The sequence below is a fragment of the Nocardia sp. 2TAF39 genome (assembly GCF_052114905.1).
Taxonomy (GTDB): domain Bacteria; phylum Actinomycetota; class Actinomycetes; order Mycobacteriales; family Mycobacteriaceae; genus Nocardia.
In genome coordinates, this window is the sequence record NZ_JBFRFQ010000018.1 from 75,190 (window position 1) to 92,190 (window position 17,001).

Here is a 17,001-nt window from a genome sequence, read left to right on the forward strand (position 1 = left end):
GTTCGCTGCTGGGTGCCGCCGCTTGCGGCTTGGTCGCACATGTATCGGCCGCTCGGACGTTCAACCACCGATATCCGCTGAGGCCCATGTCCGCTACAGGTTTGCGATGGCTGTGGGTGACGACACAGTGGGATTGAATGCCTCCCAAGGGCGGCTGCGGCAAGACTGTCTGGGAGGCTGGAGGCGTGAATCCGTCAACAGCACAAGCGCAGGTCGTCGTCGACGAACTCGCGCGTGGGGGTGTACGGGATGTCGTCCTGTGTCCTGGCTCCCGGAACGCTCCGCTGGCCTTCGCCCTGCAGGCCGCCGATGCGGCCGGGCGGCTGCGGCTGCACATGCGGATCGATGAACGGACGGCGGGCTTCCTCGCTGTCGGGCTCGCCGTCGCGAGCCGCCTCCCGGTTCCGGTCGTGATGACCTCGGGGACCGCGGTGGCCAACCTCGGGCCCGCCGTGCTTGAGGCAAATTACGCCAGGGTCCCGCTGGTGGTGCTCAGCGCCAATCGGCCTTACGAGATGCTCGGCTCCGGCGCCAACCAGACTGTCGAACAGTTCGGGTTGTTCGGCAGCCAGGTCCGCGCGGCCATCTCGCTCGGTCTCGCCGAGGAGGAGGCGGGCGACGCCGACTACGGGCCCTATGGACACCAGAACAGCCAGTGGCGCTCGGCCGTTTGCCGTGTGCTCGCGGCGGCCCGCGGCACCCGCTCCGGCAACGCGGGCCCGGTGCACTTCGACATCCCGCTGCGTGAGCCCCTGGTCCCCGACCTCGCGCCGAACGAGTGCGCTCCTGCGGGCCGCGCGGGGGGACGGGCCTGGACCGAGACCCAGTACGGGACGCTGGACGTGCCGCTCGAGCTCGACCTCACCCCTGACACCGTCGTGATCTCCGGCCATGGCGCCGGTCTGCGGCCGGAACTGGCGGGCCTGCCTACCGTTGCCGAGCCCACCGCTCCGATGCACGGCCCCGCGCTGCACCCGCTTGCGCTGCCGTTGTTGAAGCCGCGGCAGGCGATCATCACCGGTCGACCCACCCTGCACCGGCAGGTCTCGAAGGTGCTCGCCGATCCGGACGTCATGGTGTACGCGCTTACCACCGGCCCGCGCTGGCCCGATGTGTCCGGCAACGTGCTCGGCACCGGCACGCGCGCCGTCACCAGTGGCACACCCAGCGTGCGGTGGCTGGAGCGCTGCCGCGAACTGGACGCGAAGGCCGACTCGGTGGTGCGCTCCGAACTCGCGCGGCACCCGAAGCCGACCGGACTGCACGTCGCCGCGGTCGTGATGGACGCACTGCGCGACGGCGACCAATTGCTGCTCGGCGCCTCGAACCCGGTGCGTGACGCCGCACTGGTCTCGCATCCGCGGCGGGGCGTCAAGGTGCTGTCGAATCGCGGCGTGGCGGGTATCGACGGGACGGTGTCCACCGCGGTCGGAGCTGCCCTGCATCACGTGGGTCGGACCATCGCGCTGATCGGCGATCTCACCTTCCTGCATGACGCGTCCGGTCTGCTCCTCGGGCCTGGCGAGCCGCGCCCGAGCGAACTGACCATCGTGGTCGCCAATGACGACGGTGGGGGCATCTTCGAGCTGCTCGAGCAAGGCGACCCGCACTACGCCGGCGTCTTCGAGCGGGTTTTCGGCACCCCGCACGGGATGGATCTTGCCGCGCTGTGCGCTGCGTACCGCATCCCGCACCGCCAAGTCGATCCTGAGCAGCTGGCCGTCGAGTTGGCCGGGGACGCGCACGGAATGCGGGTCCTGGAGGTGGCGACCGAGCGGTCCAGCCTGCGCGAGCTGCACGCCACGCTACGGGCGAAGATCCTTCCCTGACCGGGGTCAGTAGCCGAGGTCGTCTTCGAGGTCGTCGTCCAGCGGGACCGGGATCGCCTGTTCGGCCACGTCCGCGGGGTCGGCACTCCACTCGTCGCGCTCGATGACCGCGCGCTCGACGCTGTCGTCCGGTTCGGGTGCGTCGTCGGAGTACACCGGCTCATCCGGGTACGCCGGAATGGACTGCTCGGCGAGATCGGCCTCCGGGACCGCGTCCGTGCTGCGATCGATCATCGTGCGCTCCTTTCCGTGTAAGGCTCTCGATCGGGCGCATACCCGCTGGGGTGCGCCGCAATCGAGAGGGACCACCGAGTTCGAGGACTTCGAGAATGCCCGCGGACCGCCTCGGTCCCAGCCAACTGGTTACTCGCCTTCCTGCGGCGCCATTCCGTTCGCTGGGTGCTCCACCAGCGCCAGCGTGCCTCCGGCTATGAACCGGGCGGTCCGCACGGGCGTGCCAGGTGTTCTCGTCACAAATGCGCCTGCGGTAACGGCATGCACGGCGGCTTCGGCCGCCATGGTCGCCGCGGCGTCGTCGACAGGGTCGCCGCTGGCGAGGAGGCGGTAGTAGAGCGGGCCGGACACCGCGGACAGCACCGCACGCGGGTCGGTGCCTTCGGGCGCCTCGCCGCGGGCAATGGCCGCCTCGACGCAGGCCGACCACTCGGTGAGCCGCACGTCGTAGAAGCGGCGCAGGGCGGTGGCGGCGGACTCATCGCAGGTGGCGGCGGCGATGACGGCCTGGAAGAGCTTGCCCTGGCGTGGCTCGGCCAGGGTCTTCGCGACCAGGCGGGCGTTGGCGGTGAGATCGCCGAGCAGCGAGCCGGTATCGGCGTGCGGCACGGACTGCTCGGCCATGTCGGCCAGCAGGTCGGTGACCAGGCCGGTCGGCGTGCGCCAGCGGCGGTAGACGGTGGTTTTGCCGACCTCGGCCCGCGCTGCGACCTCGGCGAGGTCCAAGTGGGCGAAGCCGCGGTCGGCGAGCAGGTCGCCGGCGACGCGCAGCACCGCCTCGCGGACCCGGGCGGTCCGTCCACCGGGGCGGACCGAGCCGGGAGCGACTTCGGCAGACTCCATAACGGAACTCCAGTTTCATTTACTTCAGGAGGGGCGTACTGTTCAAGCTGTTAACGGAACTATAGACCCTTTAGGAGGGCTGTCCCATGAAACTTCGGACGGTAGACGCGCAGATGGAGTACCGGCGGCTCGGCGCCTCAGGTCTGCTCGTCCCTGCCCTGAGCTTCGGCGCGGGCACCTTCGGTGGGCGCGGCGAGTTGTTCAGCGCCTGGGGCGACACCGATGCCGAGCAGGCCCGGCGGCTGGTCGACATCAGCCTCGCGGCAGGCGTCACCATGTTCGACACGGCCGACGTCTACTCTGACGGCGCCTCCGAAGAGGTGCTCGGTGCCGCCGTCAAGGGCAGGCGCGATCAGGTGCTGCTGTCCACCAAGGCCACGCTGCCGACCGGACCGGGCCCACTGGACGCCGGTTCCGGCCGGGCCAGGCTGATCGGCGCGGTGGAGGCCTCGCTGCGCAGGCTCGGCACCGACTACATCGACCTGTTCCAGCTGCACGCGTTCGACGCGGGCACCCCGGTGGAGGAAGTCGTTGCCGCGCTGGACGATCTGGTGCGCTCGGGCAAGATCCGCTACGTCGGCGCCTCCAACTTCGCGGGCTGGCAGCTGATGAAATCCCTTGCCGCCGCTGACCGGAACGGGTTGACCAGGTATGTCGCACACCAGGTCTACTACTCGCTGATAGGACGCGACTACGAGTGGGAGCTCATGCCGCTCGGGCAGGATCAGGGCGTCGGCGCGGTCGTGTGGAGTCCGCTCGGGTGGGGCAGGCTTACCGGCAAAATCCGCCGCGGGCAACCGCTTCCGGCAGGAAGCCGGTTGCACCAGACCGCCGCGGCCGGTCCGCCCGTGGATGACGAAAAGCTCTACGACGTGGTCGATGTTCTCGACGAGCTGGCCGCCGAGACGGGCAAGACCGTTGCGCAGATCGCCCTCAACTGGCTGTTGCGCCGGCCGACCGTCTCGACTGTCATCGTCGGCGCCCGCAACGAGGAACAGCTGCGCCAGAACCTCGGCGCCGTCGGCTGGGAACTCGACGCCGACCAGATCGCCCGCCTGGACAAGGCCGGCGCCACCACTGCGCCCTACCCCTACTACCCGTACTACCGCCTCCCCGATTTCACCCGCCTGAACCCGCCCGCGGTGTAGGCCTTCTGGTTCGTACGTGCGCGGAACTCAGTAGACGTCGCGAACGTAGCGCTTTTCGGCGACCAGTCGTTTTCTGAAGGCGAGAGCGTCGTCCTCGTCGAGTTTGCCGTGGATGCGGGCGATCCTCAGCAGGGCTTCATCGACGTCCTCGGCCATCCGGCTGGCGTCGCCGCAGACGTAGAAGTGGGCGCCGTCGCGCAGCCAGGACCACAGTTCGGCGCCGTGCTCGATCATGCGGTGCTGCACGTAGATCCGCTCCCGCTGGTCGCGAGAGAAGGCGAGGTCGAGTCGGGTCAGGAAGCCGGAGCGGAACATGTCCTCCAGCTCGGCGCGATAGTAGAAGTTCTGTGCCGCGTGCTGATCGCCGAAGAACAGCCAGTTGCGCCCGGTGCAGCCCAGCGCCCTTCGCTCCTGGAGGAAACCGCGGAACGGTGCGATGCCGGTGCCAGGCCCCACCATGATCATCGGTGCTGTCGGGTCGGCCGGCGGACGGAAATGCGGCGCCCGCTGCAGGAAGATCGGCACGGCCGCGTCCACGAGTTCGGCGGCCGCCCGGTCGGCGAGGAATGTCGAGCAGACCCCGCCGCGCCGGGCCGCCGAACCGGTAGCCGCCGGATCTCCGTAGCGCACAATGCCGACAGTCAGCTGCACCTCGTCCGGGCTGACCAGTGGGCTCGACGATATCGAATACTGGCGCGGTTGCAGCTTCTTCAGCGTGCCGAGCCACTCCACCAGGTCCGCCCGCACCGGGAAATCGCGCAGCACGTCCACGGCCTGGCGGTCCCACAGGTAGTTCTCCAGCTCGTTCCGGTTGTCCCTGCGCAGTAGTTTGGCGAGCTGGTTGCTGTGGTTGCGGTCGGCGAGGAACCCGAGCAGATCCTGGCCCACCTTGGTGATGTCGTAGTGGGTGCGCAGCGCCTCGGCGAGCGGAAGTTCGCGGTCGTCGACGTCGATGACGCGGCTGCCGTCCAGTCCGGTGGCCGAGAGCCATTCCGTGACGAGCGACGAACAATTCACCGGCCAGACACCGAGCGAATCGCCCACCTCGTATCCAGCGTCGAGCCCGTTCACATCGAACCCGAACTGTCGCACTTCTTTCGGTGAACCACCTCCGGACAGTAGGTGATTGCGCACCAGCGGCGCGCGCAATGGAGCAGCGCGGGTGAACGGCGCGGGCTTGGTGCGTGTGCGGCCGAGTGCCGGGGCGGCGGTCGGCAACTCCATGGTGGCTGTTCCGCCTGCGCGGCTCGACGTGCGCCCGGTCCGCGCCGGCGGATCGGTGGGGGAGCCGGGTGGCCCGTCGCCGAACGCGGCGAGCACGTCATCGAGCCAGCTCGCCGCCGCGTCCTGGTAGTCGGGTTCGCTGTCGACGCGCGCAAGCAGCCGCGTCGCACCGAGTTCGGCGAACTTCTCGTCGAGTTTGCGGCCGTACCCGCAGAAGTCGCGGTAGGAGGAGTCGCCGAGGGCGAACACTGCATACCGCACGTCCGTCAAGCGAATCGCACTCTCGGCCAGCCGATCCCAGAAATAGCTGCCGTTGTCCGGCGGACCGCCGTCGCCGAAGGTGCTGCTGATCACCAGCACATCGCCGCTCACCGCGCTCAGCTCGCAAGAATCCAGGTCGAGCAGCCTGGGTCGGAAACCATCTTCGGTCAGGCGCGCAGCGGCTTGCGCGGCAAATTCTTCCGCGGTGCCGGTCTGCGACGCCCACAGCACGGTGATCGCGCTGCCGTCCGGTTCGCTCGTCTGGGGCGTCGAGCCTGCCGCGCCGCGCGAGTACATTCCACCCAGCAACCCGTCGATCCAGAGCCTGCTGTGTGCCGACATCGGGGCCGACTCCGGTAATACCGGCTGACCGGTCACCGGAATTGATTGCAGCGCAGCCAAATACCCGCTCAGGTAGATGCGTTCGGTCTCGCTGAGCGTGGGCGGGGTGGCGCTGTCGAGGCCGAGCGCGGCCGCCAGTGGGTGTGCCGATGGTGCCCCGGAAAACGCGGTTGAAGCCTCCGGAACGGCCGCGACCCGCCGCAGGGCCACCGCACACGCCTTGAACTCAGGCTGTAGCGACACCGGGTCGACCGCGTCGTTGGTGACCGCGTTGATGGTCAAGTATTCACCCTGCTCGTCGTTCCAATGGAATGGAACGAAGCAATCGCCCTGGCGAACTCGGTCGCTGACCTGCACCGGCAAGACTGCTCTTCCTCGGCGTGAGGCGATCTCGAGCTGGTCGCCCGCGCGCAGACCGAGTCGCTCGGCGTCGGCGGGGTGCACCTCCACGAACGGCGTTCCGTTCAGCTTGGTCAGCTTGTCGATCTTGCCGGTCTTGGTCATCGTGTGCCACTGGTGTTGCAGTCGGCCGGTGTTGAGCAGGAACGGGTAGTCGTCGTCCGGCATCTCCTCCGGCATCATGTGCGGGCGCGGCCAGAACACGGCGCGGCGGCTGGGCGTGGCGAAGGCAAGCCGGGGCCGATGCCCGTTCTCGTCGACGAAAAGATCTTGGCTGACACCGTCGTTCAAGTATCGGATCGGGTTTCGCCTGCGTTCGGGCTCCGCGCAGGGCCACTGCATCGGCCCTTCGCGCAGCGCCTCGTAGCTCATACCGCGCAGGTCGTAGCCGGTGGCCGGGTTGGCGAACTGGCTGATCTCCGCGAAAATATCGGCACTGGAGGTGAAGTCGAAGCCGGGGAACCCCATGGCGGTGGCGATGTCGGCGATGAGCCGCCAATCGGGCCGCGCGTCGCCGGTCGGCGGGACCGACTGCTGCAGCAGGGTGAGGCTGCGTTCCGAATTCACCATCACGCAATCGGCTTCCGCCCACAGTGTCGCGGGCAGCAGCAGGTCGGCGTAGGCGTTGGTCGCGGTCTCGGTGTAGGCGTCTTGGGTGATCACCAGTTCGGCGGCTTCCAATCCCGCGATCACCGTCTTCCGATTCGACACGGTGGCGACGGGGTTGCTGCAGATGATCCAGGCCGCCCGGATCTTCCCCTCGGCCAGCTCCCGGAACATCTCGATCGTGCCAGGTCCGGCCTCGGTGCGCAGCGTGCCGGGTTCGAGGCCCCACACGGTCTCCACGAACGAGCGGTCGGCGGGAGAGACCAGGCTGCGCTGGCCGGGTAGTCCCGGCCCCATATAGCCCATCTCGCGTCCGCCCATGGCGTTCGGTTGCCCGGTGAGCGAGAACGGACCGCTGCCCGGACGGCAGATGGCGCCGGTGGCCAGGTGGAGGTTGCACAGCGCGTTGGTGTTCCAGGTGCCGTGGGTGGACTGGTTGAGCCCCATCGTCCACAGCGACATCCATTCGCCCGCCTCGCCGATCCACCGCGCGGCGGTACGGATGTCGGCTTCGGCGAGTCCGGTGATCTCGGCGACCCGCTGCGGCGGATAGTCGGCGAGGAATTCCGGCATCCCGTCCCAGCCCTCGGTGTGCTCGGCGATGAACTCCCCGTCGATGTCGCCGTTGTCGACCAGTAGATGCAGCAGCCCGTTCAGCAGCGCCAGATCTGTGCCCGGCGCGATCTGGAGGAAGAGGTCGGCCCGTGCGGCGGTGTCGGTGCGGCGTGGGTCGACCACGATCAGCTTCGCACCCGCCTCGAGCCGCTCTGCCATGCGCAGGAACAGGATCGGATGACAGTCGGCCATGTTCGCGCCGATCACGAAGAACAGGTCGGCGTGCTCGAAGTCGTCATAGGAGCCGGGCGGCCCGTCCGCGCCGAGCGACTGCTTGTACCCGGCCCCCGCGCTGGCCATGCACAGCCGCGAGTTCGCCTCGATGTGTACGGTGCGCAGGTAACCCTTGGCGAGTTTGGTGGCGAGGTACTGCGCCTCGAGCGACATCTGCCCCGAGACATACAGCGCGATGGCGTCCGGACCGTGCTCGTCCAGGATGGCCCGCAGCCGGGTCGCCGCCTCGTGTACGGCCTCGTCGACCGGGAACGGCACCGGGACCTGGCCGCGCTCGGAACGTCGGTAAGCGGTCCCCATCCGTCCGGTGGTGCGCATCAACTCGGCGTGTGTCGCCCCCTTGGTGCACAGCCTTCCCGCATTGGCCGGGTGCAGTTTGTCCCCGCTGACCTTGGCGATCACCGGATTGCCCGCCTCGCCGGGCGCGGTATGCACCGTGATCCCGCAGCCGACGCCGCAGTACGAGCACGCCGTTCGGGCGGTACCGCCGCTGTGGCTCGTTACTGCGTCAGACATGTCTCCGATCATGCTGACCGCCGATTGCGCCGGATTTACCCCGCGTTATCGGCAGGTGACATTCCTCCTCACCGCGAAACAACCCGCTGGTGAGGTGTGATCGGGGTCTCCCGGCTCAGCCGAGTTTGTACGCACGGTGCAGGGCAACGACGCCGCCGGTGAGGTTACGCCATTTCACCGACGACCACCCGTTGGCGGCGACCCGCATCGCGAGCTGGCGCTGATTGGGCCACGCTCGGATCGATTCGGCGAGGTAGACGTACGCGTCGGGATTGCTGCTGACGGTGCGTGCCACCTTGGGCAGCGTCTTCATCAGGTACTCCATGTACACCGTGCGGAACATCGGGGCGACCGGTGTGGAGAACTCGCACACCACCAGCCTGCCGCCTGGCTTGGTCACCCGCAGCATCTCGCGCAGCGCGAGATCGCTGTCGACGATGTTGCGCAGCCCGAACGAGATAGTCACCGCGTCGAAGGCGTCGTCGGCGAACGGCAGCGCCATCGCATCGGCCGCCACCATCGGCACCCCGCGGAACCGGCCAGCTGCGAGCATGCCCTGTGAGAAGTCGGCGGCAAGGCACCACGCGCCGGATTTCCGCAGCTCCAGCGTGGACACACCGGTCCCGGCCGCGAGGTCGAGCAGCCGCTCGCCCGGCCGCGGAGCGAGTGCCTTGCGGGTCGCCCAGCGCCAGTAGCGATCCTGACCCCCGGAGATCACCGTGTTGGTCAGGTCGTACCGTCGCGCGACACCGTCGAACATCGACGCGACCTCGTGCGGCTGCTTGTCGAGCGAGGCCCGATTCGATTGCGTTTTCGCCACGCCCATGACACTAACTTGCCCTCTGAGACGCACCCAGCCTGGCACGACGAGTAGTCGATCACGTCGTGCGCCCGCAGTGGCAAACGCTGTTCAGGCCGTATGCGGCAACCGAATTCGCGTCCCGGTCACCTCGGCGTAGTGCCCCATCAGCTCCGTGCAGACGGCGGGCCAGGTGCGAGGCAGCACCGACTTCCTGGCGGCCCCGGCGAACCTGCTGCGCAGCGCGGGATCGCGCAGCGCCGCGACAGCGCTCGGTAGCAGCTCGCAAAACCGGTCCACCGGGAGGAGGTAGCCGTTGCGGCAGTGCGCGATCAGGTCGCGCGGACCGCCCGCGTCGGGGCCGATTACCGGGACGCCCGAGGCAAGCGCCTCCTGCACGCCCTGGCAGAACGTCTCGTGCTCGCCCGCGTGCACCATCACGTCCAGGCTCGCATACGCCCGCGCCAGGTCGCCGCCACCGAGCTCCCCGGTGAACACGGCGCTCGGCATCATGCGGGCCAGCCGCCGGCGCTCCGGCCCGTCGCCGACGATCACCAGCTGGATGCCGGGATCGGCTCCGAGCACCGTAAGCCGTTCGATGTGCTTCTCGGGCGCGAGCCTCCCCACGAAGCCGACCAGCAGCTTTTTCCGTCCCCGGTGCCAGGTGTCGCGTAGCCGCTCGGACCGGGCCGTCGGCGTGAAGCGGGCGGTATCCACGCCGCGGCCCCACCGGTGCACGCGCGGGATGCCGTGCCTGACCAGGTCCTCGGCGGCGGCCCGGGAGGGGGCGAGCGTGCGTGTGGCGCCGTCGTGGATGCGTCGAGTCCAGCCCCACGCCGCCCGGCTCGCCAGTCCCATGCCATAACTTTTGGCGAACCCGGCGACATCGGTCTGATAGACCGCCACCGTCGGCAGGTCCAGGCGCAGCGCCGCGCCGAGACCGCCGGCGCCGAGCACGAACGGTGAGGCCAGGTGCACCACGTCGGCGTCGAAGTCGGCGATGGCCGAGACGATGCCCGGCTGCGGCAGCCCGACCGGTAGCGAGCTGACCTTGGGCACCATCAACGCGGGCACCCGGTGCACCGGAAAGCGCTCATGCCTGCGCGGGGCGGGCGGGAGACCACGCGGGGTGTCCGGCGCGATGACCAGCGCGTCGTGGCCGTGCCGGTCCAGGTGCTCCAGCACCCGCAGCACCGAGTTGACGACGCCGTTCATATTCGGCAGAAACGACTCCGCAACGATCGCTACACGCACCCTCCCAGCCTGACCGCCGCATCGCGCCACGCCGTCACACCAGCGTGAAGGGCACGGAAAGTTCCGGCGAACTGTCGGGGCCGTCAGCCCACCGGCGCGGGTCTGCGTCGGGCCGCGCGGATGAGCAGCCACAGTGCGGGGAGCGCGAGCAACCAGACCACGACGAGGACCGACAGGGCTGGTGGGATGGCGACGCGCACGTCGCGGCCCTCCACGCGCACCAGGTCGGGGTCGCTGCGGCTGTACTCCACGCGGATACGCTCACCCGCGGTGAGGTTGGTCGGATACAGGACGCCGACCTTCGGATTGTGCGTCTCGCCGTCCGGTGTGACGTACATGACCGCCGACCGCAGCCGCCCCGCCGAGAGCACCTCGGCAGTGGTGCTGCCCTTGTCGGAGCTGATCAGATAGTCGTTGCGCCACGCGGCGAGCACCAGCAGCGCGACGAGCACGCTGACCACCGTCGCGGCGGTCAGCACCCCGATCCTGGCCCGCCGCAGGCGGATCGACCGCCCTACGGACTGGCTGGTTTCCGACACCGCCACAGGCTACCGACCGGCTCGGCTACGGTGGCGGCCATGTCCCGAAAATTCAGCTTCACCGTGCCTTACACCGTCCCGGTCGAAGATCTCCACCGGGCACTGACCACCGACGACGTCTGGCGGGCGCGCTTCGCCGAGGCCGAGACGGCGACCCTCGACCTGTCGCATCCCGACGGCGCGGGAACTATCCGCATCCACATGACCGAAAAGGCCCCAGACGACAAAATTCCCGGCCTTGTACGCAAAGTGCTCAAGAGCGAGCTGACCTTCTTCCGCACCGACAGCTGGCGCGCACTCGACGGCGACGTGGCCAAGGGCACCTTCGAGGCCGGAAGCGGCGGGATCGACACCGAGATGTCCGGTACGTACGAAATGCATTCCACCGCAGAGGGTTGCGAGATCGAGGTGATCGGCACCGTGCGGGTCAAGGTGCCCGTGGTCGGCAGAGCCATCGAGCCGCTCGCCGAGCAGCTGCAGCACCGGGCCCTCGACGGCGAGCGTCGGTTCATCGAAGAGTGGTTCGCGGCTCGGCCGAACAGCTGAGCGTCTCGGGAACTTCGCTTATCGCCCCGGCGCGAGCCGGGCTCCGTTTCTGGACCTGTGCCGGGGCGCCGCGCGCAAGTTATTCGAAGTTCTCCGGGGCGTACTGCTTCCTCTCCACCAGCACCAACCAGTTTCCGGAGTTGTCCCGGATGACCGCCTCGGTCCCGTATGGCCGCTCGGCGGGCGGCTGGATGAACTCCACACCCTTGGCGGTGAGTTCCTCGAAAGTCTTCTGGCAGTTCTCGGTCCGCAGGCCGAGGGAGCCGTGCGTGCCGTTGGCCAGCGCGCGCCGGACCGCCTCGGCGTAGTTCTCGTCCAGCGGTGGGCCCGGGATCATCAGCGTGATCTCCAGCTCCGGATGCTCGGGATGCGCGACGGTGACCCAGCGGAAGCCGTTGTCGCCCATCGTGACATCGGCCGTCTCGACGAATCCCAGCTTGTCGAGGTACCACTGCTTGGCTTCGTCCTGATCCGTGACGTAGACCGTGACCAGGGACACATTCGTAATCGTCGTCATGCGACCAGGCTATGGTGGGCGTCCGGCGCGGCGCTTCTCCGAAATTGCGGTGTTGTGCCTCAGGTGGGCGGGTTGCGATCCGACAGGCCGTGCATGAAGACGAAACATCCCGGAATGCGCGGGGCGCCGTCGGCGAACTTCGCCTGGTACTCCGACGGTGTGACCCCGACCAGTTGGTGAAACTTGCTGCTGAACGAGCCAAGACTGCTGTAGCCGACCAGCATGCACACCTCGGTGACGGTCAGGTTCGTCGCTCGGAGCAGATCCTGCGCGCGCTCGATGCGTCGCTCGGCCAGATACGCGGCCGGGGTCAAGCCGTATACCGCGGCGAAGGCGCGCAGGAAGTGATATTTGGACACCCCGGCGGTCGCCGCCAACCCGTCCAGGTTCACTGGATCCGCGTAGTGCCGGTCCGCGAGATCTCGAGCTCGGCGCAGATGCGGAAGCAGGTCGAGCGCCGGTAGTCGTCGCGCCGGTTGGTCGCCCATCGTGCCCACCTCATGTCCTATGCGAAGGGCTGCAGTTCGTCGAAGCGCAGGGAGGTCCGGCCCGCGGCGCGCCAGGCCCGCGCGGTCAAGTCCATGTCCTCGTCGGTCACCAGGTTGCCCATTACTCGAACCGCCGTGCGCTGCAAGTACTTCGAGCGCATTACCGGAGGCCCGCCCAGCGGAACCATGCGGGGATGGGTCGCCAGTCCTGCGATCCGGCGCGCGACCGAGAAGGTGCGGCCGTAGCGGGTCCGCAGCAGCTGCGGCCAGACAGCCGTGAAATCCGGCTCGTCCAGCAGCCCGGCCAGCATGTGACCGCCCTCGAGGCCGTAGTCGATCCCTTCACCGTTGAGCGGGTTCACACAGCCCGCGGCGTCGCCGACCAGCACCCAATTACGTCCGGCGATGTGCGACACCGCGCCGCCCATGGGTAACAGCGCCGAGGCCACCGCGCGCAACGAACCCTCGAACTGCCATTCCTCCCTACGTAGCGTCGTGTAGTGCGCCAGAAGCGGCTTGAGCGCGATATGAGAGGGCCGCTGCTGGGTTGCCAGCGACCCGACGCCGATATTGACTTCGCCGTTGCCGAGCGGGAAGATCCAGCCGTAGCCGGGGACCAGTTCGCCGGAGGCATCGCGCAACTCCATGTGCGAAGTGATCCACTGGTCGTCGCTGCGACCGGACTTGATGTAGGCGCGGGCCGCGGTGCCGTAGGCATACTGCCGGTGCCAGGTGCGCCCGAGCAGGCGTCCGATCGGCGAGCGCACGCCGTCGGCGACCACCAGCGTCCGGCATGCGATCGTGCGGATGCCGTCGGTGGTACGCACCGTCACCCCGGTGACCCGGTCGCCTTCACTGGTGACATCGACCACCTTCGTGCCGTCGAGCATCCGCGCTCCGGACTTCACCGCGGTCTCGCGCAGCTTGTCATCGAGCTCGGTGCGCGGAACGGCACTTCCGTACGTCGGGAAGGATCCGCCCGGCCAAGTCAGGAGGGCCTCGCGTCCGAAGCCGGTCATACGGAGACCATGGTTGACGGTGTGCGCGCGCACCCAGTCGCCGAGGCCGAGATGTTCCAGCTCGGCAGTCGCGCGCGGGGTCAGGCCGTCACCACAGGTCTTGTCCCGGGGAAAGACCGCGGAGTCGACCAGCAGCACGTCCCGGCCCGCCCGCGCGGCCCAGGCAGCCGCAGCCGATCCGGCCGGGCCCGCGCCGACGACCAGAACCTCGGCCCCGGTGGGCAACACGTCTCGGTTGCCGCCTGCGGGAGTGACTTCCGGTGAACCCATGGGCTCAATACTCGCAGGGCAGCCTCCAACACGTCGACGCGGTCACGGCGCGGCCGATCGATGAGCACGGACAAGGTGTGCGAAAGTGTCTGATCCCCCCGCAGAGTGACGGTGTTCATGGGCCATCCGCCGGGGACACGCTAGGTTCTCTACCGTGGGGTCGGACGCATCGCTGGGAGAAGAAATGAGCACATCGGCCATGAGAGAGCGCAGCGAGCGAAAAATAGGCACAGCGCACGACGGAAGCGAGCGTCAGCGAGCCGAAGCCGTGAGCGAACCGAGCACGGTGGTGGCCGGAGTCGATCTCGTCGACATCGAGCTCGCCGCAACGGTGCGTGACGGCCTGGACAAGGTCGAGAGACTCTTGGTCGACGAGCTGTCCGACGGCGAGGATTTCCTGCTGGAAGCCGCGCTGCATCTGGCCAAGGCGGGCGGTAAGCGATTCCGGCCACTGCTCACCATCCTCACCGGGCAGCTCGGCCCGCGCCCGGACGATCCCGCGTTGATCACGGCGGGCACCGTGGTCGAGCTGGTGCACCTCGCCACGCTGTACCACGACGACGTGATGGACGAGGCGCCGATGCGCCGCGGCGCATCGAGCGTGAACGCGCGCTGGGGAAACAGCATTGCCATCCTCGCGGGGGACTACTTGTTCGCGCACGCCTCCCGGCTCACATCAACACTCGGGCCCGACGCGGTCCGCATCATTGCCGAGACCTTCGCCGAACTGGTCACCGGTCAGATGCGCGAGACCATGGGCGCCCGCGCATCCCAGGACCCGGTCGAGCACTACCTGCGTGTGGTGTGGGGGAAGACCGGCTCGCTGATCGCCGCCTCCGGGCGATTCGGCGGCACCTTCTCCGGGGCCGACGCCGAGCATGTCGAGCGGCTGGCCCGCCTCGGCGACGCCGTGGGCACCGCCTTCCAGATCTCCGATGACATCATCGACATCTCCTCGGCCTCCGAGCAGTCCGGCAAGACCCCCGGCACCGATCTCCGCGAGGGCGTGCACACCCTGCCGGTGCTGTACGCGCTGCGCGAAGAGGGAGCCGAAGGCGACCGTTTACGCAAGCTGCTCGCCCGCCCACTGGAGACCGACGACGAGGTCGAGGAGGCACTCGAGTTGCTCGCCCACTCCCGCGGCATGGTGCTGGCCAAGGAGAAACTGCAAAGCTACGCCGACATCGCACACACCGAGCTGTCCGCGCTGCCGGGTGGCCCGGCCAACGACGCACTCGAGCGGCTGGTCCACTACACCATCGAACGCGTGGGCTGAATATTTGGCCGCGCGGGCGCGCTCGTAAGACTCGCGCTGTGTGGGTTGGGAGGGATGGGTTGTTGGATCTTGGCTGTGGGGTGTGCCGATCGCGTTGCCTGGATTGGGGCAGTCGCAGGTGACGTCGGAATCGGCAGCGTGATCGGGGACGTGGCGGCTCGACGTAGCCCGGCCGCGGACGCGGTCGTAAGACTCGCGCTGTGTGGGATGGGATGTGGTGTTGGATTTGGCTGCGTGGGTGGCCGGGAGATTTGCGCTTTGTGGTCTGCGCGGGTGCTGTTCTGGTCGGTGGCGTGGGCATCGGCAGTGTGGTTGGGGGCGTGGCGGCTCGACGTAGCCGGGCGGCGAACGCGGTCGTAGGGTTCGCGCGGGAGGGCGTGGGTTGGATCTTGGCTCTGTGGGCGTGCCGATGACGTTCGCATTGTGTGGGTGGAGGTAGGTGGCGTGGGAATCGGCAATGTTGTTCTGAGTTGTGTCGCGGTGGCTGGACGTGTTTCGAGCCGCGAATGTGATTTGTGGTCGCGTTGGGGGCAGGGGTGGGGGTGCGCCGGAACTCAGTCCGGGGCTTCTGTCGTTGAGCTGCTGTAAGGGCAACTCGGTGAACGGGGGAGTTGGCAAGGGAGACTTATGCACGGGCACGGGTATGCGAACGGACTGAAGACGTTCGGGCTGATGGTCGGCCTCTCGGCGTTGATCGTGTTCGCGGGTGCGCTGTTCCGCAGCCCGACCATCCTGGTCGTGGCGATCCTGCTGGCGGTGGGTATGAACGCGTACGCGTACTTCAACAGCGACAAGATCGCGTTGCGTGCGATGCATGCGCAGCCTGTCACCGAGTTGGAGGCGCCGGTCATCTATCGGATAGTGCGCGAGCTGGCTACCGCCGCGCGCCAGCCGATGCCGCGGCTGTACATCAGCCCGACCAACGCGCCCAACGCTTTCGCCACCGGCCGTAGTCCCCGGCATGCCGCGGTCTGCTGTACCAGCGGCATCCTGCAGATCCTCGATGAGCGAGAGTTGCGCGCCGTGCTCGGGCATGAGCTCTCGCACGTCTACAACCGCGACATCCTCATCTCCTCGATCGCCGGCGCGCTCGCGGCCGTCATCTCCGGCCTGGCCAACCTGGCCTTCTTCGCGTCCATGTTCGGCGGTAACCGCAACGGTGAAGGCCCGAACATCCTGGGCGTGCTGCTGATATCGCTGCTCGGCCCGATCGCCGCGACCCTGATCAAGCTGGCCGTCTCCCGCTCGCGCGAATACCAGGCCGACCAGTCCGGCGCCGAGCTCTCGGGCGACCCGCTGGCCCTCGCCTCGGCCCTGCGCAAGCTGGAGCGCGGCGTCCAAGCTGCCCCGCTGCCGCCGGAACCACAGCTGACGGCGCAATCGCATCTGATGATCGCCAACCCGTTCCGCGCGGGCGAGCGGGCGGCGCGCTGGTTCTCCACGCACCCGCCCATGGCCGACCGCATCGCCCGCCTCGAGGAGATGGCGGGCGGCCCGCGACGCTACTGAGACCCGCTCGTCATTCGTCCGCCGCCAGCTCTTCTTCGTAGGCGCGGAACGTCTCGACGAACAACCGCCGCTGCCGTGGTGTCAGCGGTTCCAGCACCGTGCGCCAGGCCCGTGCGCTGCGGCCGAGCCACTTGTGCACCGATTTCTCGTGCGCGGGTGCGATGCCGACGATGGTGCGCCTGCGATCGCCGGGATCCGCGCCGCGCTCGAGCACGCCCTGTTTGCTCAGTTCGCCGACCATGAGGCTCACCGTCGTCGGCGCCACCTCCAGACGTGCGGCGAGATCGGTCACCGTGGTCGGACCGTCGAACACCAGGTTGGCCAGCAGCGATAGATGTCGCGGTGCCAGCGAGAACGATTCCAGCTCCTTCGGGACGCCCAGCTTCTTCGCTCGTCCGACCACCCGCGGCATGAGCAGCAGCAGAGTGCGGATGCCCTCGTCGACACCAAGTCCCGCCCACTCATCGGTTGACATACCGCACACCTCTCAATAACCTTTGCTTACAAAATAGTTTTGCCTGCAAAGTAAAACT

15 protein-coding genes are annotated in these 17,001 nt (G+C 68.2%); 5 read left to right on the forward strand and 10 right to left on the reverse strand.

All coding sequences use genetic code 11. The features are described 5' to 3' along the window. Positions 1–185: 185 nt before the first annotated feature. On the forward strand, positions 186–1,829 hold the full coding sequence (gene menD, locus AB4Z47_RS14160; protein ID WP_441951059.1) for a 2-succinyl-5-enolpyruvyl-6-hydroxy-3-cyclohexene-1-carboxylic-acid synthase: 1,644 nt from the start codon (positions 186–188) through the stop codon (positions 1,827–1,829). Between the two features lie 6 nt (positions 1,830–1,835). Here the strand turns inward: menD and AB4Z47_RS14165 are convergent, their stop codons facing one another. Both AB4Z47_RS14165 and AB4Z47_RS14170 read right to left on the reverse strand, forming a co-directional pair. Next, complete coding sequence (locus tag AB4Z47_RS14165; RefSeq protein WP_441950986.1) at positions 1,836–2,063, reverse strand: hypothetical protein; 228 nt, start codon at positions 2,061–2,063, stop codon at positions 1,836–1,838. 129 nt (positions 2,064–2,192) lie between these two features. After that, complete coding sequence (locus AB4Z47_RS14170) at positions 2,193–2,906, reverse strand: TetR/AcrR family transcriptional regulator C-terminal ligand-binding domain-containing protein (protein ID WP_441950988.1); 714 nt, start codon at positions 2,904–2,906, stop codon at positions 2,193–2,195. Positions 2,907–3,019: 113 nt separating this feature from the next. Here AB4Z47_RS14170 and AB4Z47_RS14175 point away from each other — a divergent pair, with 113 nt between their 5' ends. Next, positions 3,020–4,054, forward strand: a complete 1,035-nt coding sequence (locus tag AB4Z47_RS14175) for an aldo/keto reductase (protein WP_441951061.1) — start codon at positions 3,020–3,022, stop codon at positions 4,052–4,054. Positions 4,055–4,081: 27 nt separating this feature from the next. On the opposite strand, the gene AB4Z47_RS14180 is transcribed toward AB4Z47_RS14175, so the two are convergent. From AB4Z47_RS14180 to AB4Z47_RS14195, 4 genes are all read right to left on the reverse strand, one after another. Next, positions 4,082–8,251 carry a molybdopterin-dependent oxidoreductase gene (locus AB4Z47_RS14180; protein WP_441950990.1) on the reverse strand — a complete coding sequence of 1,390 codons (4,170 nt, stop codon included), beginning with the start codon at positions 8,249–8,251 and terminating at the stop codon, positions 4,082–4,084. 115 nt (positions 8,252–8,366) lie between these two features. Further along, positions 8,367–9,077, reverse strand: a complete 711-nt coding sequence (locus AB4Z47_RS14185) for a demethylmenaquinone methyltransferase (protein WP_441950992.1) — start codon at positions 9,075–9,077, stop codon at positions 8,367–8,369. An 84-nt stretch (positions 9,078–9,161) separates the two neighbouring features. After that, positions 9,162–10,304: a glycosyltransferase family 4 protein gene (locus AB4Z47_RS14190; protein WP_441950994.1), complete on the reverse strand. Its 1,143-nt coding sequence runs from the start codon at positions 10,302–10,304 to the stop codon at positions 9,162–9,164. Positions 10,305–10,387: 83 nt separating this feature from the next. Next, entirely contained in the window at positions 10,388–10,843 is a 456-nt protein-coding gene (locus AB4Z47_RS14195) for a DUF3592 domain-containing protein (protein ID WP_441950996.1), read from the reverse strand. A gap of 39 nt (positions 10,844–10,882) precedes the next feature. On the opposite strand from AB4Z47_RS14195, the gene AB4Z47_RS14200 reads away from it, so the two are divergent. After that, a complete protein-coding gene (locus AB4Z47_RS14200) occupies positions 10,883–11,389 on the forward strand; it encodes a DUF2505 domain-containing protein (RefSeq protein ID WP_441950998.1) in 507 nt (168 codons plus the stop codon). A 79-nt stretch (positions 11,390–11,468) separates the two neighbouring features. Here the strand turns inward: AB4Z47_RS14200 and AB4Z47_RS14205 are convergent, their stop codons facing one another. The 3 genes from AB4Z47_RS14205 to AB4Z47_RS14215 are packed head-to-tail and all read right to left on the reverse strand — an operon-like array spanning position 11,469 to position 13,683. Next, on the reverse strand, positions 11,469–11,906 hold the full coding sequence (locus AB4Z47_RS14205; protein ID WP_441951000.1) for a VOC family protein: 438 nt from the start codon (positions 11,904–11,906) through the stop codon (positions 11,469–11,471). Between the two features lie 59 nt (positions 11,907–11,965). Next, on the reverse strand, positions 11,966–12,394 hold the full coding sequence (locus AB4Z47_RS14210; protein ID WP_441951002.1) for a helix-turn-helix transcriptional regulator: 429 nt from the start codon (positions 12,392–12,394) through the stop codon (positions 11,966–11,968). 17 nt (positions 12,395–12,411) lie between these two features. Further along, the gene (locus tag AB4Z47_RS14215; protein ID WP_441951003.1) at positions 12,412–13,683 is read right to left on the reverse strand and encodes a geranylgeranyl reductase family protein; all 1,272 of its coding nucleotides are present in this window, start codon (positions 13,681–13,683) and stop codon (positions 12,412–12,414) included. 223 nt (positions 13,684–13,906) lie between these two features. On the opposite strand from AB4Z47_RS14215, the gene AB4Z47_RS14220 reads away from it, so the two are divergent. Beyond that, positions 13,907–14,959: a polyprenyl synthetase family protein gene (locus tag AB4Z47_RS14220; protein ID WP_441951063.1), complete on the forward strand. Its 1,053-nt coding sequence runs from the start codon at positions 13,907–13,909 to the stop codon at positions 14,957–14,959. A 627-nt stretch (positions 14,960–15,586) separates the two neighbouring features. Further along, positions 15,587–16,468: a zinc metalloprotease HtpX gene (gene htpX, locus AB4Z47_RS14225; protein WP_441951005.1), complete on the forward strand. Its 882-nt coding sequence runs from the start codon at positions 15,587–15,589 to the stop codon at positions 16,466–16,468. A gap of 10 nt (positions 16,469–16,478) precedes the next feature. Here htpX and AB4Z47_RS14230 read toward each other — a convergent pair whose 3' ends face one another. Further along, entirely contained in the window at positions 16,479–16,943 is a 465-nt protein-coding gene (locus AB4Z47_RS14230; protein ID WP_441951007.1) for a MarR family winged helix-turn-helix transcriptional regulator, read from the reverse strand. Between the last annotated feature and the right edge of the window lie 58 nt (positions 16,944–17,001).

What these genes read in the sequence shown, in the direction of transcription:
- AB4Z47_RS14170 (WP_441950988.1), bottom strand. Translation starts at nt 2,906, where the DNA reads ATGGAGTCTGCCGAAGTCGCTCCCGGCTCGGTCCGCCCCGGTGGACGG.
- htpX (WP_441951005.1), top strand. Translation starts at nt 15,587, where the DNA reads ATGCACGGGCACGGGTATGCGAACGGACTGAAGACGTTCGGGCTGATG.
- AB4Z47_RS14185 (WP_441950992.1), bottom strand. Translation starts at nt 9,077, where the DNA reads ATGGGCGTGGCGAAAACGCAATCGAATCGGGCCTCGCTCGACAAGCAG.
- AB4Z47_RS14210 (WP_441951002.1), bottom strand. Translation starts at nt 12,394, where the DNA reads ATGGGCGACCAACCGGCGCGACGACTACCGGCGCTCGACCTGCTTCCG.
- AB4Z47_RS14230 (WP_441951007.1), bottom strand. Translation starts at nt 16,943, where the DNA reads ATGTCAACCGATGAGTGGGCGGGACTTGGTGTCGACGAGGGCATCCGC.
- AB4Z47_RS14215 (WP_441951003.1), bottom strand. Translation starts at nt 13,683, where the DNA reads ATGGGTTCACCGGAAGTCACTCCCGCAGGCGGCAACCGAGACGTGTTG.
- AB4Z47_RS14180 (WP_441950990.1), bottom strand. Translation starts at nt 8,251, where the DNA reads ATGTCTGACGCAGTAACGAGCCACAGCGGCGGTACCGCCCGAACGGCG.
- AB4Z47_RS14175 (WP_441951061.1), top strand. Translation starts at nt 3,020, where the DNA reads ATGGAGTACCGGCGGCTCGGCGCCTCAGGTCTGCTCGTCCCTGCCCTG.
- AB4Z47_RS14200 (WP_441950998.1), top strand. Translation starts at nt 10,883, where the DNA reads ATGTCCCGAAAATTCAGCTTCACCGTGCCTTACACCGTCCCGGTCGAA.
- AB4Z47_RS14165 (WP_441950986.1), bottom strand. Translation starts at nt 2,063, where the DNA reads ATGATCGATCGCAGCACGGACGCGGTCCCGGAGGCCGATCTCGCCGAG.
- AB4Z47_RS14205 (WP_441951000.1), bottom strand. Translation starts at nt 11,906, where the DNA reads ATGACGACGATTACGAATGTGTCCCTGGTCACGGTCTACGTCACGGAT.